Here is a 21,225-nt window from a genome sequence, read left to right as displayed (position 1 = left end):
GGGGAACAATGTGTGGAATTGCCGGATGGATCGGTCGAAGGGCTAAAAATCCACAAGAGCGGGCCGCCAGAATGTCAAACGCATTGCGGCATCGCGGTCCCGATGCCGAAGGCACCGAGATATTGGACCTGAATACCGGCGAGCAACAATTGGCATTGGTCCATCGCCGCCTGGCGATCATTGACTTGGCGCCTGAGTCAAATCAGCCGATGCAGATTGAGGACGGCCGTCTCAAAATAATTTTCAACGGAGAGATATATAACTACATCGAGTTGCGCCAGGAACTGATCGGCCTTGGCCATCAATTTCGAACGCGCTCCGATACCGAGGTGCTGCTCCGAGCCTACGATCAGTGGCGCTTGTCAATGTTCGACCGGCTGAGCGGCATGTTCGCCTTTGCACTCTGGGATGCTCAGAGGCAGGAATTGATCCTCGCCCGGGATCCCTTCGGGGAAAAGCCGCTTTACCTCATGCAAAGCGAAAAATTGCTGCTGTTTGCCTCGGAGATCAACGCATTGCTGTCATCGCAGCAAGATGCTCAGGAACTGGATCTGGATGCCGTGCACGAGTATCTGAACTGGCGTTATGTGCCCGGACCGCGCACGCTTTTCAAACAGATCCGCAAGCTCAATCCCGGAAGCTATGCTGTCTGGTCGCAAGGGGTAGTCAAGGAAACGCGCTACTATACGCCTCCGGACCAGGCGGCCCTGACCGAGCGGATCGACGGAAAAACCGCCAAGCGGCGATTTCTGGAACTGCTCGACCATTCCGTCGAGATCAGGATGCGCAGCGATGCACCTTTTGGGGCCTTTCTCTCCGGAGGGCTCGACTCCTCGGCTATCGTCGCGCTGATGGCCAGGCACAGCGCCACGCCCATTCGCACATTTTCTGTCGGGTTCGACGACGCAGCCTATAGCGAATTTGCATTCGCCCGGCGCGTTGCCGATCATTTCAAGACCGATCATTGCGAACTTGTAATCCAGCCAGGCGATCTGATGGATCACCTGCCGGCGATGGTTCGCCAACGCGGGGCACCTGTTTCGCAAAGCAGCGATATTCCAATTTACCTGATGTCGGAGCGAGCCTCGCAAGACGTCAAGATGGTGCTCACCGGCGAAGGAGCCGACGAGATTCTCGGCGGCTATCCCAAGCATCGCGCGGAATCACTGGCCGGGATCTACCAGTCGCTTGTCCCAGCCTCGCTGCACGATAACGTCCTTTCCCCTGTGGTACGCGCGATGCCGGGCGCGTCGGCCAAGGTCGATACGTTTGCCCGCACCGCGGGCGAAAGGGACTTTGCCGCCCGGATGGTCTCCTGGTTTGGAGCCGTTTCCGCGCAGCAGCGCGCTTGCCTGATCGGTGCATCCGCAAGTCGCCGTTATGAGCACAATGAGTTTCCGTTCTCGTCAAGCGCTGCGGCCTCCCATCTTCGCCGCGTGCTGTTTTTTGATCAGACGTCGTGGCTGCCTGACAATCTCCTGGAACGAGGCGACCACATGATGATGGCCGGTTCAATCGAAGGAAGAATGCCGTTCCTCGATCGCGACCTGGTTTCGTTCGTCAGCAAATTGCCCGATCGCTACAGGCTGGGTTGGTTGCATAGCAAGCAGATCCTGCGCGACAGCATGGCCAATATCCTCCCGGAGGAAATTCTCAGCCGCCGCAAGGTCGGGTTCAAGGTACCGGTCGCCGAATGGTTTCGCGGATCGATGAGGAACTACGTGCATGACCATCTTTGCTCGCCTCACTCCGTCATTCGCAGCTATCTGAGTCCGAAACAGCTTGATCAAATCGTCTCCGAACACACCACGCGTGCCGCCGACCACGAAAAGCTGATATGGGCGCTGTTGAATTTGGAGATATTCCACCGCGAATTCAGGCTCGAAGCACCGCCGCGATCGTCGGCCTCAGCCCTTGACCGGTTGACGGCTTGACGCGGCCGACCGCCAGACGTCGCAGATTGCGCCGACAAACGGGGCGAGCTCAAGCCGTTCCCGATGCACGGCCATGGCACCGGCACCAAGCCTTGCCCTCAGTGCCGGGTCCTCCACGAGGCAGCTCAACGCGTCGGTCAACGCTGTAACATCGCCTGGCGGCACCAGCAGCCCGGATTGCCCGTCGGTGATTATGTCTTCGACCGCGCCAACCGGGGTCGCCACCACCGCCAAACCGGCTGCCATGCCTTCGATCACCGACATCGGCAGATTTTCGGCGAAGGAGGGAAGAACCAGAATATCGGCCGAAGAAATCAGCGATGCGACATCGTCAGGTCCCACCCAACCTGGAAAGGCGATCCGGTCTGCAATCCGCAGCGCGGCTGACTTTGTCCGTGCCGCCTCGACTTCGCCATCGCCGGCAATCGTGGCGCGCCAATTCTTGACAGGGCTCATGCGGTGCAGTGCCTCCAGCAATTGCGGTACGCCCTTGCGGTCGCCGATGCGGCCCAGGAACAGGATATGCACATGGTCGCCGCCGCCGACATGCGCCAGCGGCGGGACTTCGGTCGCATTGGGCACGATCACGATATTACCGGCTGCGCCCGGCGCCCGGCTGGCGACGAAATCGCGCCAAAGCCGACCCAAAACGATCACCCGATCGGCATGCTCGAACAAAGCTTTGATACGGCGGCTTATGAAACCGCGGTCGGCTTTCCAGAATGTCTGATACTGCGCCCCGTGCAAATGCAGGACATAGGGTATCGACAGCAGCCGTGCCCAGGCGGCGATCACCATCTTTCGGTAGGTGCTGCCGGAAACTGAGATATTGATGTGAATGACATCGGCACGTCCAGCCACACGCGCTTTAAGCATCCGTAAGCAAAAGCCGAGCATATAGAAGATCGAAAGTCCGACATGCCCCGGGCCACGGCTGGCAAGGAAGCACACATCGATGTCGGCGATTTCTTGCCGTTCGAACTCCTGCTTCAGCGCCCCCATGATGCGGTCGATGCCGCCCTGCCCCGAAACGCCCGACGGCGTCGCGACCAGGACATGTATTTTTCGATCGGATATGAGGCGCTGCAACATGATGGTACCCTAAATAACACAGACTGGGTAACTGCAAAGCAAACGTTCCCAATAAGGTTTACGGCAAATCTTTTAGTTCAAACTGAATCTGTTCACCCTTCGCCGTCATCGCGCTGGATTTTCCGCCAGTCGGCGGCTAGTCGAAGGTGAGTTTTCCAGGGACACGCCCTTGCTGCTCCGTTCCACGCTCATTTATGCTCCGGCGATCCTGCTGACGCGAATTTCGGCGCTGCTCCTGCTGGTCGTCGTGACGCGTTTGATCGACCAGACCGAGTATGGCCTGCTCACTCTGGTGGTGACCGTCGGTGAAATGACCGACATTGCCGTCACCAACTGGCTGCGCATCGCCTTGCTCAGGCTTGGCGGCAAGGGCGAGGTCAGCCGCGGCAGCCTGATGCTGGCGGGGCAGGTGTTGCTTGCGACCACGGCCCTGGCGCTGGTCATATCGGTAGGCGCGTCGGCGGTGATCGTGCCTGAACGCTGGGTCGAGTTCGCGATCGCGGTCTGCGGCTATCTGGTCGCTGGGTCCATCAGCCGCTTCGCCTTGACGGTGCTGCAGATGCAGCAGCGCCATTCGGTCTATTCGATGCTAGAAGCCCTGCGTGCCTTGCTGCAACTCGCGTTACCGATCGGCGCTATCCTTGTCTTTCAGGACAGCTTTCTGACGGTGTCGCTCGGTTCGAGCCTCGGCGCCTTGATTGCCGGCATCGTGGCGGGGATCATGGCATCCCGACGCGTCGTTACCGGTCCGCCGCGTTTCACCCACAGAGACTTCTTTGCGCTCGGTGTGCCGCTGATCATCATGGCGCTGGTTGGGTTCGGGCTCAACAGCGCGGAGCGTCTGTTCCTCAAGTTCTATTACGATGCCAGCGCCGTGGCGATTTTCGCCGCGGCCTATGCGCTGGCCCGCCAACCGATCGATATGGTCGCCAACGCCATCAACATGGGCGCCTTTCCCGAGGTGGTTAGCCGCTTCGACGAGGACGGGCCCGCGGCATCGGGTCGGTTGCTGTCGCAGTTGATGGCCTTGATGATGCGGCTTTGCCTGCCTATTGCAGCGATGCTGGTCGCGCTCAGCGGCAATATCACCGAGCTCATGCTGCCCTCGCAATATCACGGCCGCTTCGGCCTGCTGTTTCCAATCATTGCCTTCAGCGTGCTGTGCGCCAACCTCACCAGCTTCGTCTATGGCGTCGTGGTGCACGCGCACAAGCGGCCGTGGCTGCTGATCATCGCCAACCTCTTCGGCTCGGTGGCAACAATCGCATTGTCCCTGCTGTTGATCCCCCCGATGGCCGAGATCGGCGCGGCTTTGGCGCTTGCGGGCGGCTCGGTAGTGGGCTCCATAACCTGCATTGTCATCAGCGAGCGGCTCACGCCGGTGCCGGTGCCGTGGCGCGACATCGGTGTCTCGGTAATCATCTCGCTCAGCACGGGGGTGGCCGCCAAGCTTGCCAGCATGGTGGCCGGCGACGTGCCGGCGATCTTCTCGCTTGTCGCCGGCGGCACCGCCGGCGCTGCGGTCTTCTTCGGGCTGACCTCGTTGTTCCATCCTGTAGCAGCGACGCAATTCGTCGCCCAGCTGCGGGCGCGGCTGCGGATCGCGTAAGGGGAAGTCCAGGGCCGAGGCCTGTTTGTGAGGGAACGCGAATCTATAAACCGGCGTTTCGGCGCCAGCGACGCTCCCAGAACTCCCGGCAGAGCAGCCCGGCATAGGCAGTGTTGGTATCGTAGTAGCGGCGCCACAAGCGTCGCGGCTCCTGGACGACGCGGAACAGCCACTCCAGGCCGGCCGCTTGTATCAGCCTCGGCGCACGGGCAACCTTGCCGCCATAGACGTCGAAACTGCCGCCCACGCCCATCACGAAGCTTGGGGCGAGTTCATCGCGGTAGCGTTTGAGAAAGCGTTCCTTCCGCGGTGTCGGCATGGCCACCAACAGGCAGTCGGCATCCGAGGCGTTGATCGCCGCGACGATCCCGGCCTCGTCCTCCGGCTTGAAATAGCCGTTGCGCGTTCCCGCTATGCTGAGGCTCGGATGGTCATTGGCAAGTCTCGCTACGACCGCATCGAGAACGTGCTGTTCGGCCCCCAGCAGATACGGCCTGAATCCACGCATCGCGCAGAGGCTCAGCAGATTGATCATGATGTCGACGCCCGCCACCCGCTCGGGCAACGCGACGCCGCACAAACGCGCTCCCCAAAGCACGCCGATGCCATCGACATTGACCACGTCCGCCCCGGCCACGTCGTCGCGCAGTTCGGCATTCTGGCGCATGGTCACCAGCTTGGCGACGTTCACCACCACATGATGCAGCGGCCGCCGCAGGGTCATCGCCTCTTCGGCGATGGCCAGCGTCTCTGCCATGGTCAGCGCATGGATAGGTGCGCCAAGGAACTCCCGGCGCCGTGATGCCAAAAGGGAATGCTGCGCCCATGCCGGGGCGTGCGCGTTCATGCGGCCTGCTCCCTTGCAAGCGGCACTTGTGCGATCTCTGGTTTCTTGCCTTCGATGCGGGCGTCCGGCTTGCGCGCCTTGCGCCACGTCCACAGGCCCCTCGTATCGACGAGCTTCTTGTCCTTGAGCGCTTCGGGGTCGACCAGATTGAATTGCCGATGGTCGACCAGGAGGACGACGATATCGGATTTGTCGATGGCCGAAAGTGCATCGGTGAACACGATGCCCCTGCCCTCGAGCTCGTGCGGCAGCGCATTTGTGTTAGGTTCAGCCGCAATGATCTTCACATTGGGGATATCGGACAGAAGCTTCACCACTTCGACGGCCGGGCTCTCGCGCAAATCGTCGATGTTGGCTTTGAAGCTGAGGCCAAGACAGGCGATCGTCTGTTTGCGGGAGGGATCGAGCAAGGCCTCGATATCCCTGACCACCGACATGGGCCGCTCGGAATTGATCCGGCGTGCCGAAGCCATCAGCCGCGTGCTGTTGGGTGCGGCATCGATGATAAAATATGGATCGACCGCAATGCAGTGACCGCCAACGCCCGGGCTCGGCTGGAGGATGTTCACGCGAGGGTGCCGATTGGCGAGATCGATCACTTCCCATACATTGAGCGACAGATCCTGACACACTGCGGCAAGCTCGTTGGCAAAGGCGATGTTGACGTCGCGGAATGCGTTCTCCGTCAGTTTCACCAGCTCAGCACTTTCGGCCGTTGTCATGAACAGGTCGCCGGTGACGAAGGTCGAATAGAGTGCCGCGGTCCGTTCCGACGATTTGCGGGACAATCCACCGATCGAGCGATCATTGTTGATAAGCTCGGTCAGCACCTTTCCCGGCAGCACGCGCTCGGGCGAATAGGCGACCAGCACATCGGCGTCTTCGCCATGCTGGACAGGAAATTTGAGATCGGGCCGCAATTCGGCAAGCAGCCCGGTCATGATCCGCGTGGTTCCGACCGGCGATGTCGACTCCAATACCACAAGGTCTCCCCGCTTCAGCACTGGGGCGATGCTTCGTGCCGCCGCGAGCACGTAGGTCACGTCCGGCTTATGGTCGTGGGTCATCGGGGTCGGCACAGCGATGATATAGGCGTCCGCCGGCTGCGGCGTGCTGTAGGCCATGAGCTTGCCGTTCGCCACGACCTTCTGGATCAGACCGTCAAGGTCTGGCTCGACGATGTGGATTTCGCCGCGGTTGACCTTCTCGACCACCGCTCCGTTGACATCGACGCCAATGACGTTGAGCCCGCGGCTGGCGAAAATGGCGCAGGTCGGCAGGCCGATATAGCCCATGCCGATTACGGAAACGGTTTTGATTTCAGCCATGATGCAGCAGTTCCTCAACAATCCGGTTACTGGCCCGGCCATCGCCATATGGGTTGTGTCGTTCCGCCATGCCGCGATAGGCAGTCTGATCGTCGAGCAGGCGATTGGCGTTGAACAGGATTTTCTCGACATCGGTGCCGACAAGACGGGCGGTGCCGGCCACGATCCCCTCGGGTCGCTCGGTATTTTCGCGCATTACCAGCACCGGCTTGCCGAGTGAAGGCGCTTCTTCCTGCACGCCACCGCTATCGGTAAGCACCAGATAGCTCTGCTTCTGCAGGTACAGGAACGGCAGATAGTCCTGCGGCTCGACCAGGTGGATGTTCGGCACGCCTTCCAGCTCTGCGTTGACCACTGAGCGCACATTGGGGTTTGGATGGACAGGGTAGACGATCTGCACGTCTCCGCGCGCCGCCAATCCCTTCAACGCCGTACAGATGCGCTGGATGCCGCCGTCGAAATTCTCGCGGCGATGGCCGGTGACGAGGATCATCTTCTTGGAAGGGTCGAGGAAAGGGAAGCGGGCAGCGAGCTTCGCGTTCATCAGCCTGTCGGCATCGATCGCGCTTGAAAAATGCAACAGTGTATCGATCACCGTGTTACCGGTCACAAAGATGGTGCTTTCGGCTTTTCCTTCGGCGATGAGGTTGTCGCGCGCCTGAACGGTCGGCGCAAAATGCCAGGTGGCGATGTCGCCGGCAATCTTGCGGTTCAGTTCTTCAGGAAACGGCGAGTTGACGTTGTGGCTGCGCAATCCTGCTTCGACATGAGCGACCGGGATACGCTTGTAGAAGGCAGCCAGAGCCGCGGCCATCGCCGTGGTGGTGTCGCCCTGCACCATGACGATATCGGGCTTGGCCTTGTCCAGCACCTCGGCCATGCCAAGGAGCACGCGCGAGGTCACGTCGAACAGCGACTGGCCGGGTTGCATGATGTTGAGATCGTGATGCACAGGCAGGCCGGTCAGCTCGACAACCTGGTCGACCATTTCGCGATGCTGGGCGGTTATGCATATTTCGGTGATGAAGCCTGGATGAGCAAGGGCGGCGCGCGCCACTGGAAAGCATTTGAGTGCCTCCGGCCTCGTGCCGAACACGATCAGCAGTTTCTGCCTCGATGGCAGTTTTGGACGTGAAAGGACGTTCATCGCTGATCCTGGTCGCCTGCAGCCTTCGGGACATGCCGACTATTGCCCGCACGAGCTATAATAGCGTCGAGAAGCGCCTTCGTGATCTCAATTCTTAATATATGATTAACAACCAAGGCCGCGTTCTCCCGGCTTAACTCTTGTGAAAGGTTGGGCTGACAAGTAGTCTACGGTAGTAGTCTTGAAAAAGAATATATTGGATTGACTAATATTTTAATCATCGGCCACGCCGACGCATCCCGGCGCTGGGAAAATGAGCTTCTGGCGCGGTTGAGTGCGGCTGGACATGCGGTTTCGAGTAGCCGCGCGCCGACGCCTGAACCCAATGCGCGCGGAATGGATAATGTGCTGGCGCTCGAGGGCCGGCGCTTCGGCCCCTCATTGGCAAGCCGTTCCGAGCCGTTGCGATCCGGCGATACCGGCCCAGTCGATCTTGTAGTCGATCTTACCGCTATCGCCGCCCGACGGGGCACGCCTGTCCTGACGCTCGAATTTTGCGGCCACAGCAGCTTTGCCGCGGGCATGACCGAGATGCTGGCGAGCGGGCGGTTGCCCGAACTCACCGCGCGCCTCGACGGCGTTGCCGTCGCCAGGGCGCGGCCGATGATCAGCGATCGGCTATGGCTCTCCCGGACCAGCAACGACCTGCTCGCCGGCGCCATCTCCCTGATCGCCCAATGTGTCGCCCGCTTTTCCGCGGGCAAACTTGCGCCGATTATTGAGAGCCCGGCGCCGCCCCTGCAGAAAGGCGGATTTATCAGGCACTATCTGCCCTTTTTCGGCAGGGGAATGGTCGACCGCGCGGTGCAAAAACTGCGACGTGGTCGGCGCCCCTTCTATTGGCAGGTTGCTTACCGGCTGATCGACGGTCCAGGCGTCGCCGAGACCGGACGACTCGACGGTAAGCCGTTCACCGTGCTTGCCGATGACGGGCAGCGCTTCTACGCCGATCCGTTCGTTCTCGAGCGCGACGGCCGCCATTTTCTGTTTGTCGAGGAATTTCCCTATGCCACGGGCCGCGGCGTGATTTCGGTAGCCGAACTCGACACCGACGGCACTTTCGGCGTGCCGAAGGTGGTGCTGGAGGAAGCACACCACCTGTCATATCCGCAGGTGTTCGCTCGCTCCGGCGAGATTTTCATGATCCCGGAAAGCGCTACGGCGCGCGAACTGGTGCTCTACCGTGCCGTGCAGTTTCCGGATCGCTGGGTACGCGATACGGTGCTGATGACGAACAGGGATTTCAACGACGCCACGCTGCTCGAATCCGACGGCCGCTTCTGGCTGTTGGGGACTGAGCGGTTCGGTCACGGTAGCGCGTCTGACACGATGGCGGTCTATTCCGCCCCGGCGCTGCGTGGGCCGTGGGCTGCGCACGCGCTCAATGCCGTCGCGGTCGACCACTCCGCCACTCGGCCGGGCGGCGCCTTTATCCGCCAGGAGGGCTCGCTGCTGCTGCCGGTGCAAAACGGCTCAAGAGCCTATGGTGGCGGCCTGGGGTTAATGCGACTGGATCGGCTTGATGATTTCGATATCCGTTTCGAACTGCCCCGCCCAATCGATCCGGGGCCGGCATGGGCCCGCGCGGGCATTCACACGCTCAACCGCGCGGGACGTGTCGAGGTCGTGGACAGCGCCGGCTGACCGGATTTGAGGCCCGTGCTTAACGAGATCCAGCCGGCTTCAATGCCGCGACCGAAGACTGGTCCCTGTAGGCAAGCAGCAACACCACGATGATCGTCATGTCCGGCGTTTTTGACGAAAGCGCGTTGTTCGACAGCGCAGCAAGCAAGAACGTTATGGTGCCGATCCATGCCGGCAGCGGCGCCCCTCGCAGCAGCCGGAAGACAAACCAGAATATCAGCGCTGTAAACAGCAGGGCTATGGGCAGGCCGAAGAGCAAGATGATTACCACAGGCGCGCTTTCGATGTAGGGCAGATGCAGCTTCTGCCTGACGATCGCCAGCAGGTCGTCAACGTTCATGCCGAACAGGATGTCGTTCCAGCTGACTAGTCCGAACACCTGGTAAATGGTCACCCGGGCCATGAAGTTTTCGTCGAAGATGGTGTTGCTGAACCGATTCAGCAGACCGCCCGCAAACAGTACAGCTACGAGCACCGCACCACCGGCGACGGTGAACATCAGTACGACAAATTTGGCCTGCCGCTCGTATTTGAGCGATAGGCCCGGCCAGGGCACGAACAGCAGCAGAATGAGGATTTCCGCCGTCGCGAGCATCAGCGCAGCGCGAGCGCCTGACGCAGCGCAACCGATGAATAACAGCAAGATCGCCATCACCCGCGCCCAAATGCGCCAGTGCGTCAGCGGCACAAATCCGATGGTCGTGGCGCAGAGCGCGCCCAGTGCCAGCGGATGAGCCGACAGGCCAGTTGGCCTGAATTGCAGTTCGTTCAAGCCATAGGGCAACAACCGATGTTGAGTCACCGCCTCGATGGTGCCGATGACAGCGCTCAGGACCGCCATTCCAAGCACGACGTCTCCCAACGCCCGCCGCACCTCTGCATTCAATGCCAGCATCAGCAGGCCTGTGGCGCCGGCCACCAGATAGGTATCGATGATGAAGCCGGAGGAGCCCGCACGGCCGGTAACGAACAAATAAGGCACCAGCGCGAACATCAGCACCGAATAGCGGATCAACGCCTTGAATATTCCAATTTCATCGCCGTGCAGCAAAAACGGCCGGCTGAAAAGAACGATAGGAAGCAGTAGGATGATCGCATAGGTGCCGAAATGCAGCTTTTCGTAGAACGAGCCTCCCTGGGCCGTATAGTCGACGACCATGTTCATCACTTGCGGCGACACCGTAAAGCGAAGCAGGAGCGCGAACGCTGCACATAGGAAAAACAGCAGCGACAGCGCGTTCTGACGGCGCGCTCGACTGGACAACACTCGTTCCGAAGTGGCAGCGGGATAGCTCATGGCCCATCCAAATGGCGATATTCGAACGGCATTCTGGGCAACGAATCCCTTCAGCGTCCGCCAAGCGGACCGTGTGAACGGCAAAATGGGCCAACTTGGAAAATAAGATGTTAACGATATTTCTGTAGAGCAGGCCAAGCGTAATGATTTAACAAGGGTTGTCACCATGTCTGCCGGTTCCGGCACCCCCCCTATCTCCGCGACGGCTTCCAACAACAGTGCATTCGAGCGTATTGCCAATGCACGGCGCAGGGCATTGCTGCAACAGCATGGCCCAGTCGCGGCGTTAAGCTCCGCACCGGTGACGCCGCAACCTCCAGAGCCTGTCGCCACGGTGACCCTGGACAAGATCGGCGATTTCCTCGAGCTCGATTTTCGACGCCTGTTCGTCTGGCTGCGGGCCGGCCTCGCCCTGGCGTTCATGCTGGCGGTAATCGGCGGCATTGTCGGCGGCGCCTATGCATTGCTGAGCAAGCAGCGTTACACCGTCACGACGGAGGTCCTCATCAACCCTTCCAATTTGCAGGTTGTGGAAAACGACCTCTACTCGCAACCGGGCCAGGTCGATAGCCAGCTGCTCAGCACACGCAGCAAGCAGCGTATCCTGACCTCGGGCAACGTGCTTTCCCGTGTGGTGGACGAACTGAATCTGACTCACGATCCAGAATTCTTCGATCCGGACCGGAGCACATCCTCGTCTGGCGCTGTGGCGAAGCCCGACCCGAGGCTCATCGCCTTGAAGAATCTGGCGGACCGGGTAGACGCCATCGCGGACCCGACATCGTTCGTCACAACCCTCTCGGTATCTGCGGAAACCACCGCCAAGGCGATCCTGATCTCGCAGGCCCTAGTCAAAAACTTCCAGGAAGAACTGGCCAAGGCAGAAGCTGCCGGCGCCAGCCGTGCCGCGGCAGCCCTCGACAGCCGGCTTGGCCAACTCAAGAGCGACGTGCAGGCAGCCGAAGAGAAGGTCGAGAGCTACAGGCGTAGCCACAATCTGTCCACCAGCAATGGCCAGCTTGTCAGTTCGCAGACGCTGACGCAGCTCAATGGCGAAATCGTCGATGCGCAATCGGGCGTCATTGCCGCGCAGGCAAGCTACGACGCCCTGGTTGCCTCCGGCATCAATGGGGCAAATCCCGACCCCACGGTTTCGGAAGCGCTCGCAGCGCTGCGCGACAGGTCAAACAGCCTGCGGCAGCAGATCGATTCACAGTCGATGACCTTCGGCCCGCGTCACCCGACGATTGTCAGGCTCAGGACGGAGCTCGAGACCGTCAACTCGCAACTCCGGGCCGAGTTCTCCCGCACCGTCGGCACGGCAAAGGCCAGCCTGGACAAGGCCAGGGCCTCGTTGGCTTCTCTCAACGCCAGGATGAACGATCTGAAGAGCAATGTATTCACCGACAGCGAGTCCGAAGTCGCCCTGCGTGAACTTGAACGCGATGCCGCCTCGAAGAGAGCCGTCTATGAGAGCTTCCTGTCACGTGCACGCCAAATCAGCGAGCGCGAGCAGATCGACACGACAAACGTACAGGTGATTTCGACCGCGGTGCCCCCGCCCGCGCGCTCATGGCCCCCGCGCACTGCCCTGGTAGCAGGCGCAGGAGCGTTCGCAGGCTTTGCCCTGGGCATGCTGCTGGCCATCGGCATGGGCATCATCCGCGACATGCGTCGGCCGCCGAACCGATCAGGCCTTGCCGCCAGCCGAGCCTGAAGCAAGGCATGGTGAAGCGCATCGTTTTCCACATCGCCAGCCTGAGGGGCGGCGGCGCCGAACGTGTCTTCGTCCTGATGGCAAATGAACTGGCGTCGCGTGGCCACGAGGTCACGCTTTTTACCTGGAACGCGGAAGGCCCTAACGCCGCGCTGCGTTCCGCTGCCGTGCATCTGGTCGACTTCGGCCTTCTCTTGCGCGGCGAGGGTTACGCCAAGTCGGCGACGCTGAAAGGCATCGTGCGAAGCGCAAATTTGTTCCGCCGCCTTGATCCTGATGCGGTCTATAGCGCCCCGGAATTCGCCAATCTGGTGATGGCGCTGTCACTCATGTTGGCCAGAAGCCGGGCAAAATTCTTTCCAAGTTTCCATGCCGCCGCCTCGCTGCCTGCCAGCGGCCTCGGCGCGAGGCTGGCGATCTGGCTTTCCGCGCTGGTTGCAGCGCGTGCAACCAAAGCCATCGCCGTTTCAGCGGGTGTCGGCCGTGACATCATCGCCCGCGGCTTTCCCGAATCCAAGGTCGTCGTCATTAACAACCCGCTGCCGCCGGCTGAAGCACCGCAGGGGAATTCTTATGCCTGGCAGGCAGCATTGGCGGCGATGGGCGATGGCCCGGTCATCGCCACCGCCGGACGCCTGGTGCCGGTCAAGGACCACCGGACTTTGCTGCGGGCCTTCGCTGCCCTGCGCGCCGGCCGCCCTGCCCGGCTTGTCATCTTCGGCGAAGGTCCGCTGGCTGCCGAATTGCACGCCTATGCCGAAGAGACCGGCATCGGCGCGCACGTGCTCTTTGCCGGCTACGTCAACGACCCCGCAGCTTGCTATGCCGCAGCCGATCTGTTCGTCCTTACATCCACGAGCGAAGGCTTTGGCAACGTGTTGGTCGAGGCCATGGCTGCAGGTGTCCCCGTAATTTCTACCGATGCTCCGCATGGCCCGCGCGAAATACTCGGTGACGGCCGCTTCGGCACCTTGGTACCGGTCGGTGATGCCGCAGCCCTGGCAAAGGCGATGGCCGAAATGCTGGATCACCCCATCCCTGCTGCCGTGCTGAGAAACAGGGCGCTGGATTTCACAGTCGACAAGATCGGCGATCGCTACGAAGCGTTGCTCTAGTTGTCGCGCACGGCCAGCAGATCGCTGTTGGATGCGATCGACGCGGTCGGGTTTTGATTGCCGTAATCTCTTCACAAGCTGAAGCGCAACGATTCATGGTGAGGCGTCCCGTCGTTCCTTGAGTTGCTGGGCGAGGAAGTCCTTGACGGAATCGAGAACCGCGTCCCGTTCATGAGATACGCCTGGCAGCAAATCGAAACGCACGCGCGCACCCGCCTCCTCGAACGATCGACACAATGCCCTGAGGCGTTCCGGCCGTGTTCGCCCGGCATCGTTGGCGCCTGGCATCCAATGGGTGCTGCCTTGGACATGAGTGATTTCCCAAGTCTCCAGGTCAGCGTCGCCGATGATCATCTGGAAAGGCACTTTTGCCAGCGCTGCGGCATCGACGGTGATGCCGAACTTCTCCGGCAGATCGCGAATGCCCACCCACCAGTCATGCGTCGGATCGAGTAAGGTCACCGAGCCTGGCGCGCCGATTGAGGCCGCCCAGAGCCTGTCGGGATGCAGGATAGCAAAACGATGCGTGAAATGCCCGCCGCCGGAAAATCCGAACATGGCAAAGCGGCTCCAATCCTGACTGTATTTGGCGCTGACCTCCTCAATCATGGCGAGCAGCACCTGATCGTAGCGTATGTTGCCCTCGAGCATATATTTGTACCCGCTGCGGGCATCGTCCCCGAGAACGCCGATCGGAAACAGCGGACACAACACGGCGCAGCCGTTCCAGCGTCCGAACTCGGAAAACGCGTCGCGGAATCCAAGAAAAGAGGTGCGGCCGGTGCCATGGACAGCAACCATCAGGTCGACTTTGGCCCCTTCTCCAACCGCGGGAGGCACATACAGGCAATAGTGAAAGCGCGGGTCTGATTTGGAAGCAAAGATGGCGGTCGCGCCAAGGTCATAGGTAACGCGACCGCGATCTGCGACAGACCCCCTGGCAACGCTTGTCAAACCGATAACTCCTTAATAAGCCCGGCGTTCACGACAATCTTATACCGGTCGGCCGACCTCGTGAACTGGATGCGCCTCCAGGCAGCCGCGAGGAGGACCTCGTCGTGCACCGGAAGCAGGGCGCCGGCGGGACGATCGGAGGCAAAAAGAATGCCTCCGCCAAGGCCTCGAGAAGCCGCCATTAACTTTTCGTTAACCATGCCGGGCTAGCCTTAACCAATCAGTAAGGACTCGCCTCTGTGACCTGCGTCGCTCCCATCCAAAACAAGTCCATACGCTTTCGAGCGCGCTCGTTTGTAGCCTTCACCCTCACCCCTGAGGCCCCGCTAGGGGAATGGCTGCAAAGCCTCGATCACTGGACCGAAAACTCTCCCGGCTTCTTTGCCGGCCGCCCGGTTGTGCTCGATCTGACTATGTTCAAGCCCGAGGTGGGCGAGATGCGGGATCTGGTCTCACAACTCGCGGAGCGCGGGATTCGCATTTACGCGATCGAGGCCGATGGCAATGTTGCTCTTGATGCCGATCTGCCGCCGCTCCTCGTTGGCACCAAGGAGGCCACCGCTGATACGCTTTACGCGCAGCCGAACCCGAAGGCCGCCGCTGAGGCCAAGACGGAAGAGCCGCAGGCGCCGAACTCATTGATGATCAAGGCACCGATCCGCTCCGGCCAGTCGATCTTTCACCCCGATGGCGACGTGGTCATTGTCGGCTCCGTCAGTTCCGGATCCGAGATCATCGCCGGAGGATCGATCCACGTCTACGGCACGTTGCGTGGACGTGCCTTCGCCGGCGCCACGGGAAATTCCGCAGCTCGCATCTTTTGCCGGAAAAATGAAGCCGAACTTCTGGCGGTAGACGGCTGGTACCGCACCGCCGAGGAGATGGACGCCTCCTCGCGAGGAAGGCCGGTACAGGCCTTTCTCGAGGACGGCGCACTTTGCGTCGCACCGCTCAACTAACAACATTGGAGGCACAAATATGGGCAAGGTAGTGGTTGTCACATCCGGCAAAGGGGGTGTCGGCAAGACGACCTCGACGGCCGCTCTCGGCGCCGCGGTCGCGAAAACCGGCAAGCGGGTGGCCCTCGTCGACTTCGATGTCGGCCTGCGCAACCTCGATCTGATCATGGGCGCCGAGCGGCGCGTTGTTTTCGATATCGTCAACGTCATTCAGGGAACCGCCAAGCTCTCGCAGGCGCTGATCCGTGACAAGCGGCTCGAAACGCTGTTCCTGCTGCCGGCCTCGCAAACGCGCGACAAGGATGCTCTCACCGAGGAAGGCGTCGCCGACGTCATCGACAAGCTGCGCTCGGTTTTCGACTACGTCTTCTGCGACAGCCCGGCCGGCATAGAGCGGGGCGCGCAACTTGCCATGCGCTTTGCCGACGAGGCGGTAATCGTCACCAACCCCGAAGTGAGCTCGGTCCGCGATTCCGATCGCATCATCGGCCTGCTCGACTCCAGGACGATGAAAGCAGAGCAAGGTGAATCGATTGCCAAACACGTCCTCGTCACGCGCTACGACGCTGCCCGCGCTGCCCGCGGCGAGATGCTCAGCATTGATGACGTTCTCGAGATCCTGTCCACGCCTCTGCTGGGAATAATTCCCGAGAGCCAGGACGTGCTGCGCGCATCCAATGTGGGCGCGCCGGTTACGCTCAGCGAAAACACCAACCCCGCCGCACGCGCCTATATCGACGCGGCAAGAAGACTCGAGGGCGAGGACCTGCCGGTCATTCTGCCTTTCGAACGGAGGGGCCTCCTCGACCGGCTGTTGGGAAGGAGGGCAGCATGAACCTGCTCGATATCTTCAAGCGCCGCGGCAGCGCGCCCGTGGCGCGCGAGCGCTTGCAACTGCTGTTGGCTTACGAGCGTCGAAGCCGCAACCAGCCCGATCTCGTCTCCGTGTTGCGCGAGGAGATCATGGCGGTGATCGCCCGGCATGTTCAGGTCGACCAGGATTTCCTGCAGGTAAGCATGGATCACGGCGAAACGACGTCGAGATTGGAGATCGACATCCAGATCCCCAACAAAGTCGCAATGCCCATGGCCGCGGCGTTCTAACGAAACCCTCCGGTCAGGGCTTGCGTCGGCTGCTGCCGAAATTGCGGCGCCGTGGTTGGTGTGCTTGAGCCGATCGCCACCGGCAAGTTCTCGCAATTCGAGGACAATAACCACTCCCTCACCAAAACCCCGCGGCCGTTTCCAGCCGCGGGGCGCCTTGGGAGGGCCTTTCGAAACCCGTGGTCAAATGTTGGCGAGCAATTCGTTGACGCGGCTTTCCATGTCGGCAAGGGCGGTGTCGACGTCCTTCTGGCCACTGATTGCTGCACTCATCTCTTCGCCGATAATGTCCTGGATCGCAAACTGACGCTGTACGGCGGACGGCAGCGGCTTGCCGAGATCAGCGACCGCAGAGATCGTGTTGCGATGCGGCAGTGCCTTGAAGGCGTCCGAAGTGATGACGGCCTTATAGGCCGGCAAGTGGCCGGTGCGCGACCATTCGAAGTCGTTGTCGGCGAAGAACTTCAGGAATTTACCGATAGCCGCGATCTGTTCAGGCGTGCGGTCTTTCTGCGAAACGGCCCAGGTGTGGCCGTCGGCATATTGCGCATGGGCGCCGCCAAACAGCTGCGGATACGGATAGACCGCATATCCGCCCTTGTTGAGGGCCGTCCCCTTGGTCTCGGACTGGGCGTTGTAATCGCCGACCACCCACGTACCGTTGAGATGGACGCCACCCTCGCCGGCAAGGAAGGCGTTGATCGAGCCGCCATAGTCGAGATCCTTGGTGGTGTAGCCCTTCTCGAAGATCGCCTTGTACATCTCGACGACCTTCTTGGCTTCCGGCGTATTCAATTTCACATGCTTCGGATCGGCAAAGAAATCGGAATCCTGCTGGAAAAGATAGGTGTAGAGGTTGCGTGTGTAGAGTGCAGTCTCATTGGCCAGGTTCTGGACGAAATAAGGCTTGCCCGTCTTCTGCTTGAACTGTTCGGCCTGGGCGAGCAGTTCCTCGGGCGACTTTGGAAAAATCGGCGTGCCGTCGGCATTGACGAGGCCGGCTTGTTTGAAAAGATCCATGTTGACGTGATAGAGCATCGTCCAGCTGTCGATCGGCAGGCCATAGATCTTGCCGTCTTTGGTGGCGCCATTGCGTGCCGCGTCGGTGAAGGCGTCGGGTGTCACGCCGACCGACTTCAAGAGATCGTCGAGCGGCATCAACAGGCCCTTCGACTGATAATCCGACAGTACGGATTCATGGATCGTGACGATGTCCGGAGCGTCGCCTGAAGCGAACTGGGCGGTCAGCTGATCATAGCCGGGCCATTCCACGGTGGTGACGTTGACGTGGACATCGGGATTGTCGGCGTTGAACTTGTTGATCAGCGAGGTAATGATGCCGCATTCGCCAACGGCCTTGGTGGCATCGGTGTTGGTGCCGAAATCAGCATCGCAGGCGCCGAAAAAGCGCTGCACGCTCAGTTCCGTGGCCGCGAAGCTTGGAGCTGCGAGCAGCATTGCGCCCGCAGAGACTGCGGCAAACAGTATTTTCTTCAGTTTCATATCAGTTCCTCCTACTGAGTTTCCGCCGCTCCACCCTGGATTGGCTTTCGTGCTTCAATCGCTGCCCATTCCCCCGGCCGTCAGGCTATCTTCGTTATCTCACCGCAGCGCCGGAGACCGCCGTGACGATGTATTTCTGGAAGAACAGGTAGACGATCAGGATCGGGGCACCGGCGAACACCGCCTGCGCCATCAGGAAGCCGATGCCTTCGGACTGGGCGAAATTGGTCTGGGTCGAGGCCATGCCGACCGTCAGCGTGAACATGTCCTTCCTCGTCGCCGAAATCAGCGGCCAGAAGTAGTCGTTCCACGCGCCGAGAAAGGTGAAGATGCCGAGCGTCGCCTGCGCAGGCAGCGTGAGCGGCAGAAGCACCTTCCAGAAAATCCTGAGCCGGCTGGCGTTATCAAGCATGGCGGCTTCGTCCAGCTCCTTGGGGATGGCCTTGAAATACTGGGTCATCAGGAAGACGCCGAACGGAGCCGAAAGGCCCGGCAGGATGAGCCCTTGATAGGTGTTGTGGAACTTCAGCATGCTGAAAATCTGGTGACGGGCGACCAGCACGGCCTGTTCCGGGACCGCCAGGCCGAACAGCACGATCACGAACAGCACGTCTCGGCCGGGGAAATTCAGCCGCGCAAAGCCGTAGCCGGCGAGCGACGACAGGATCAACGTGCCGAACGTCAACCCGCCTGAGACGATGATGCTGTTGCGCACCCAGATGAACACCGACGAGGTGCCGACGGTGTTGATGTAGTTCTTCAGCGTATAGGGCGCGTGAAACACCGAGTTCGGATCGGCCATCAGCTCCGTATTGTCCTTGAGCGACAGGCCGATGACCCACAGAACCGGCGCGATCATGACGATCGAAAGCAGGATGACGAGGGCCAGCAACACATGGTCGCCAAATGCCCGTCCCTTGATGGAAGCGGCCGGAGCGCTCATGCCTGGTCTCCCCTGCTGCGCGTCACCAGGTACTGGGCCATGGCCGCGACCAGGATGAGGATGAACAGGATTTCCGATGCCGCGGCGCCCAGGCCGAGATCCCAGCGACGGAATGCGGTATCGTAGATGTAGAGCACGATCGGCTTGGTCAGGTTGTTCGGACCGCCCCGCGTCATCAGCCAGGCCTGGCCGAACAGCTGGAATTGCAGCACGATCTGGATGATGATCACCAGGATGAAGGTCCGCTTGATCGACGGCAGCGTGATCGAGCGTAGCGTCTGCCAGCGATTGGCATTGTCCAGCGCTGCCGCCTCGTAAATATCCTGTGGAATCTGCTGGAGCGCCGAGAGAAAGAGCATCATCGGCAGGCCGATGCACCACCAGACGGTGGCAATGGCGATGCCGATCATCGCAAGGCTGGGATCGGAAATGAAGGCCGGTGCGGTTGCGCCGAACCATCCGTAGATCGTCGACAACAGGCCGACATTCGGAATGAAGACGATGCGCCAGATCAGCGTGACGATGGTGACCGACAGCACCGACGAGGAAAAGAACAGCGTCCGCAAAACCGCGGCAGTGCGCGTGCGGCGGTTGAGGCAAAGCGCCAGGAAAAGGCCGATCAGCGCCAGCGTCGGCACGGTCAGAAGCACGAAGTAGAAGGTGTTCCAGATCGATTGCAGGAAGACCTTGTCGTGATACAGCCTGGCGTAATTGCCGAGACCGACAAAATTTCCGGACGAAAACGTGTCGGCCTTGTGGAAACTCAGCCACATCCCCCAGAGCAGCGGGAAGAGCAGCAGCGTGGTGAAGAAGAACAAGAATGGCGCAACGAAAATGAAGTTTCGCCATTGCGGCGCATAGATGTCGGCGGTAGGGGCTCTGACGCCGACAGCAAGCGTCGCGGTCGGGGACGTCGCCAGCCGGTCAACCATCTCAGGCCTCCCTCGCATGCCAGGCGCGGCCGGTCTCGTTGAACAGATGCGATTTCTGGCCGTCGAAGGCGAGCCCGATTCTGTCGCCGACGGCGACGCGGCTGTTGCCGGCATCGGAGCCGACGATCTGCTGGCCATCGCCCAGCCGCGCGTAGATCAGGGTGCGTTCGCCGAGCCGCTCGAGCACATCGACGACGCCGTCGGCATTGCCCTGTCCGGCGGCAACGATGCGCACGTCTTCCGAACGGATGCCGAAAGTGTAGTTGCCATCGGTCAATTGGCTGGAGGCGATCTCGGTCTGCACCGAGATGCCGTCCGCAAATCTGGCCGTGGCGTTCTTGCCCGATCTGTCGAGTGTCGCATCGACGAAGTTCATCGCCGGCGCGCCGACGAAACCCGCGACGAATTTGGTCGCCGGGCGTTCGTAGATCTCCATAGGGGTACCGATCTGGTCGATCTTGCGATTGTTCATGACGACAATGCGGTCGGCCAGCGTCATTGCTTCGACCTGGTCGTGGGTGACGAAGATCATCGTCGATTGCAGCCGCTGGTGAAGCTGGGCAAGCTCGATGCGGGTTCGGGTGCGCAGCGCCGCATCGAGATTGGAGAGCGGCTCGTCGAACAGGAAGGCCTTCGGCTCCTTGACGATCGCACGGCCGATCGCGACGCGCTGCCGCTGACCGCCGGAGAGCTGGCCCGGCTTGCGATCGAGCAGATGCGCCATTTCGAGGATGCGGGCGGCTTCGTTGATGCGCGCCTCGATGACCTTGCCTGGTACGCCGATATTCGCAAGGCCGAAGGCCATGTTGTCGCGCACCGTCATATGCGGATAAAGCGCATAGGACTGGAACACCATCGCAATGCCGCGCTTGCCCGGCGGCAGATGATCGATGCGCTCGTTGTTGATGGCAATCTCGCCGCTATCGACAGCTTCAAGACCGGCGATCATCCGAAGAAGCGTCGATTTTCCGCAGCCGGACGGCCCCAGGAACACGATGAATTCGCGTGCCCTTATGGAGAGCGACAGATGATCCAGCACCGTCATGGCACCGAACTGCTTGCTCACGTTCCTGATCTCGATATCGGCCGTCACGTCGACG

General features: G+C 60.8%; 18 protein-coding genes. 8 read left to right on the top strand and 10 right to left on the bottom strand.

Annotated elements, in window-relative coordinates; all coding sequences use genetic code 11:
- Positions 1 to 8: 8 nt before the first annotated feature.
- Entirely contained in the window at positions 9 to 1,934 is a 1,926-nt protein-coding gene (asnB, locus tag NKI63_RS18075; protein ID WP_352507201.1) for an asparagine synthase (glutamine-hydrolyzing), read from the top strand.
- Here the strand turns inward: asnB and NKI63_RS18070 are convergent.
- Entirely contained in the window at positions 1,908 to 3,026 is a 1,119-nt protein-coding gene (locus NKI63_RS18070) for a glycosyltransferase family 4 protein (protein WP_352507202.1), read from the bottom strand. The two genes, asnB and NKI63_RS18070, sit on opposite strands and share 27 nt — an antisense overlap.
- A 169-nt stretch (positions 3,027 to 3,195) precedes the next feature.
- Between NKI63_RS18070 and NKI63_RS18065 the strand changes: the two genes are divergently transcribed.
- The gene (locus NKI63_RS18065; RefSeq protein WP_352507203.1) at positions 3,196 to 4,635 is read left to right on the top strand and encodes a lipopolysaccharide biosynthesis protein; all 1,440 of its coding nucleotides are present in this window, start codon (positions 3,196 to 3,198) and stop codon (positions 4,633 to 4,635) included.
- Between the two features lie 43 nt (positions 4,636 to 4,678).
- On the opposite strand, the gene NKI63_RS18060 is transcribed toward NKI63_RS18065, so the two are convergent.
- From NKI63_RS18060 to wecB, 3 genes are read right to left on the bottom strand one after another with little or no spacing between them, the layout of a single operon-like run.
- Positions 4,679 to 5,482: a WecB/TagA/CpsF family glycosyltransferase gene (locus NKI63_RS18060; RefSeq protein ID WP_352507204.1), complete on the bottom strand. Its 804-nt coding sequence runs from the start codon at positions 5,480 to 5,482 to the stop codon at positions 4,679 to 4,681.
- Positions 5,479 to 6,810: a UDP-N-acetyl-D-mannosamine dehydrogenase gene (gene wecC, locus NKI63_RS18055; protein ID WP_352507205.1), complete on the bottom strand. Its 1,332-nt coding sequence runs from the start codon at positions 6,808 to 6,810 to the stop codon at positions 5,479 to 5,481. The genes NKI63_RS18060 and wecC overlap by 4 nt, the downstream gene beginning before the upstream one ends.
- Complete coding sequence (gene wecB / locus NKI63_RS18050) at positions 6,803 to 7,957, bottom strand: non-hydrolyzing UDP-N-acetylglucosamine 2-epimerase (RefSeq protein WP_352822623.1); 1,155 nt, start codon at positions 7,955 to 7,957, stop codon at positions 6,803 to 6,805. Before wecB ends, wecC begins: the two co-directional genes overlap by 8 nt.
- Before the next feature lie 522 nt (positions 7,958 to 8,479).
- Here wecB and NKI63_RS18045 point away from each other — a divergent pair.
- The gene (locus tag NKI63_RS18045; RefSeq protein ID WP_352822621.1) at positions 8,480 to 9,601 is read left to right on the top strand and encodes a glucosamine inositolphosphorylceramide transferase family protein; all 1,122 of its coding nucleotides are present in this window, start codon (positions 8,480 to 8,482) and stop codon (positions 9,599 to 9,601) included.
- A gap of 19 nt (positions 9,602 to 9,620) precedes the next feature.
- Here the strand turns inward: NKI63_RS18045 and NKI63_RS18040 are convergent, their stop codons facing one another.
- Positions 9,621 to 10,898 (bottom strand): VpsF family polysaccharide biosynthesis protein, encoded by a 1,278-nt coding sequence (locus NKI63_RS18040; RefSeq protein ID WP_254819510.1) that lies wholly within the window; start codon positions 10,896 to 10,898, stop codon positions 9,621 to 9,623.
- Between the two features lie 166 nt (positions 10,899 to 11,064).
- On the opposite strand from NKI63_RS18040, the gene NKI63_RS18035 reads away from it, so the two are divergent.
- Together NKI63_RS18035 and NKI63_RS18030 are read left to right on the top strand one after the other, a co-directional pair.
- Complete coding sequence (locus tag NKI63_RS18035) at positions 11,065 to 12,615, top strand: GumC family protein (RefSeq protein ID WP_352822618.1); 1,551 nt, start codon at positions 11,065 to 11,067, stop codon at positions 12,613 to 12,615.
- Between the two features lie 8 nt (positions 12,616 to 12,623).
- Positions 12,624 to 13,730, top strand: coding sequence for a glycosyltransferase (locus NKI63_RS18030; RefSeq protein ID WP_352822615.1), 1,107 nt, complete (start codon positions 12,624 to 12,626; stop codon positions 13,728 to 13,730).
- A gap of 93 nt (positions 13,731 to 13,823) precedes the next feature.
- Here the strand turns inward: NKI63_RS18030 and NKI63_RS18025 are convergent, their stop codons facing one another.
- Positions 13,824 to 14,684, bottom strand: a complete 861-nt coding sequence (locus NKI63_RS18025) for an alpha/beta hydrolase (protein WP_352507211.1) — start codon at positions 14,682 to 14,684, stop codon at positions 13,824 to 13,826.
- A gap of 239 nt (positions 14,685 to 14,923) precedes the next feature.
- On the opposite strand from NKI63_RS18025, the gene minC reads away from it, so the two are divergent.
- From minC to minE, 3 genes are read left to right on the top strand one after another with little or no spacing between them, the layout of a single operon-like run.
- Positions 14,924 to 15,643 carry a septum site-determining protein MinC gene (gene minC / locus NKI63_RS18020; RefSeq protein WP_352507212.1) on the top strand — a complete coding sequence of 240 codons (720 nt, stop codon included), beginning with the start codon at positions 14,924 to 14,926 and terminating at the stop codon, positions 15,641 to 15,643.
- A 19-nt stretch (positions 15,644 to 15,662) separates the two neighbouring features.
- Positions 15,663 to 16,478 carry a septum site-determining protein MinD gene (gene minD / locus NKI63_RS18015; RefSeq protein ID WP_254819515.1) on the top strand — a complete coding sequence of 272 codons (816 nt, stop codon included), beginning with the start codon at positions 15,663 to 15,665 and terminating at the stop codon, positions 16,476 to 16,478.
- Positions 16,475 to 16,747: a cell division topological specificity factor MinE gene (gene minE, locus NKI63_RS18010; RefSeq protein WP_023677151.1), complete on the top strand. Its 273-nt coding sequence runs from the start codon at positions 16,475 to 16,477 to the stop codon at positions 16,745 to 16,747. Before minD ends, minE begins: the two co-directional genes overlap by 4 nt.
- Before the next feature lie 183 nt (positions 16,748 to 16,930).
- Here the strand turns inward: minE and NKI63_RS18005 are convergent, their stop codons facing one another.
- The 4 genes from NKI63_RS18005 to NKI63_RS17990 all read right to left on the bottom strand — a co-directional run bounded on the left by NKI63_RS18005 (position 16,931) and on the right by NKI63_RS17990 (position 21,218).
- Positions 16,931 to 18,250: an ABC transporter substrate-binding protein gene (locus NKI63_RS18005; RefSeq protein WP_352475706.1), complete on the bottom strand. Its 1,320-nt coding sequence runs from the start codon at positions 18,248 to 18,250 to the stop codon at positions 16,931 to 16,933.
- A 94-nt stretch (positions 18,251 to 18,344) separates the two neighbouring features.
- Positions 18,345 to 19,193, bottom strand: coding sequence for a carbohydrate ABC transporter permease (locus NKI63_RS18000; RefSeq protein ID WP_352507214.1), 849 nt, complete (start codon positions 19,191 to 19,193; stop codon positions 18,345 to 18,347).
- Positions 19,190 to 20,125 carry a carbohydrate ABC transporter permease gene (locus NKI63_RS17995; RefSeq protein ID WP_352507215.1) on the bottom strand — a complete coding sequence of 312 codons (936 nt, stop codon included), beginning with the start codon at positions 20,123 to 20,125 and terminating at the stop codon, positions 19,190 to 19,192. Before NKI63_RS17995 ends, NKI63_RS18000 begins: the two co-directional genes overlap by 4 nt.
- Position 20,126: 1 nt before the next feature.
- Positions 20,127 to 21,218 carry an ABC transporter ATP-binding protein gene (locus tag NKI63_RS17990; RefSeq protein ID WP_352507216.1) on the bottom strand — a complete coding sequence of 364 codons (1,092 nt, stop codon included), beginning with the start codon at positions 21,216 to 21,218 and terminating at the stop codon, positions 20,127 to 20,129.
- Positions 21,219 to 21,225: the final 7 nt, after the last annotated feature.

This window comes from Mesorhizobium sp. M0410 (genome assembly GCF_040321435.1).
Taxonomy (GTDB): Bacteria; Pseudomonadota; Alphaproteobacteria; order Rhizobiales; family Rhizobiaceae; genus Mesorhizobium.
Note: the sequence above shows the minus strand (reverse complement) of the source record. Positions and strands in the feature narration are given on the sequence as shown.

What these genes read in the sequence shown, in the direction of transcription:
- NKI63_RS18035 (WP_352822618.1), top strand. Translation starts at nt 11,065, where the DNA reads ATGTCTGCCGGTTCCGGCACCCCCCCTATCTCCGCGACGGCTTCCAAC.
- asnB (WP_352507201.1), top strand. Translation starts at nt 9, where the DNA reads ATGTGTGGAATTGCCGGATGGATCGGTCGAAGGGCTAAAAATCCACAA.
- NKI63_RS17995 (WP_352507215.1), bottom strand. Translation starts at nt 20,125, where the DNA reads ATGGTTGACCGGCTGGCGACGTCCCCGACCGCGACGCTTGCTGTCGGC.
- NKI63_RS18030 (WP_352822615.1), top strand. Translation starts at nt 12,624, where the DNA reads ATGGTGAAGCGCATCGTTTTCCACATCGCCAGCCTGAGGGGCGGCGGC.
- NKI63_RS18060 (WP_352507204.1), bottom strand. Translation starts at nt 5,482, where the DNA reads ATGAACGCGCACGCCCCGGCATGGGCGCAGCATTCCCTTTTGGCATCA.
- wecC (WP_352507205.1), bottom strand. Translation starts at nt 6,810, where the DNA reads ATGGCTGAAATCAAAACCGTTTCCGTAATCGGCATGGGCTATATCGGC.
- minD (WP_254819515.1), top strand. Translation starts at nt 15,663, where the DNA reads ATGGGCAAGGTAGTGGTTGTCACATCCGGCAAAGGGGGTGTCGGCAAG.
- NKI63_RS18040 (WP_254819510.1), bottom strand. Translation starts at nt 10,898, where the DNA reads ATGAGCTATCCCGCTGCCACTTCGGAACGAGTGTTGTCCAGTCGAGCG.
- NKI63_RS18070 (WP_352507202.1), bottom strand. Translation starts at nt 3,026, where the DNA reads ATGTTGCAGCGCCTCATATCCGATCGAAAAATACATGTCCTGGTCGCG.
- wecB (WP_352822623.1), bottom strand. Translation starts at nt 7,957, where the DNA reads ATGAACGTCCTTTCACGTCCAAAACTGCCATCGAGGCAGAAACTGCTG.
- NKI63_RS18045 (WP_352822621.1), top strand. Translation starts at nt 8,480, where the DNA reads ATGACCGAGATGCTGGCGAGCGGGCGGTTGCCCGAACTCACCGCGCGC.
- minE (WP_023677151.1), top strand. Translation starts at nt 16,475, where the DNA reads ATGAACCTGCTCGATATCTTCAAGCGCCGCGGCAGCGCGCCCGTGGCG.
- NKI63_RS18000 (WP_352507214.1), bottom strand. Translation starts at nt 19,193, where the DNA reads ATGAGCGCTCCGGCCGCTTCCATCAAGGGACGGGCATTTGGCGACCAT.
- NKI63_RS18005 (WP_352475706.1), bottom strand. Translation starts at nt 18,250, where the DNA reads ATGAAACTGAAGAAAATACTGTTTGCCGCAGTCTCTGCGGGCGCAATG.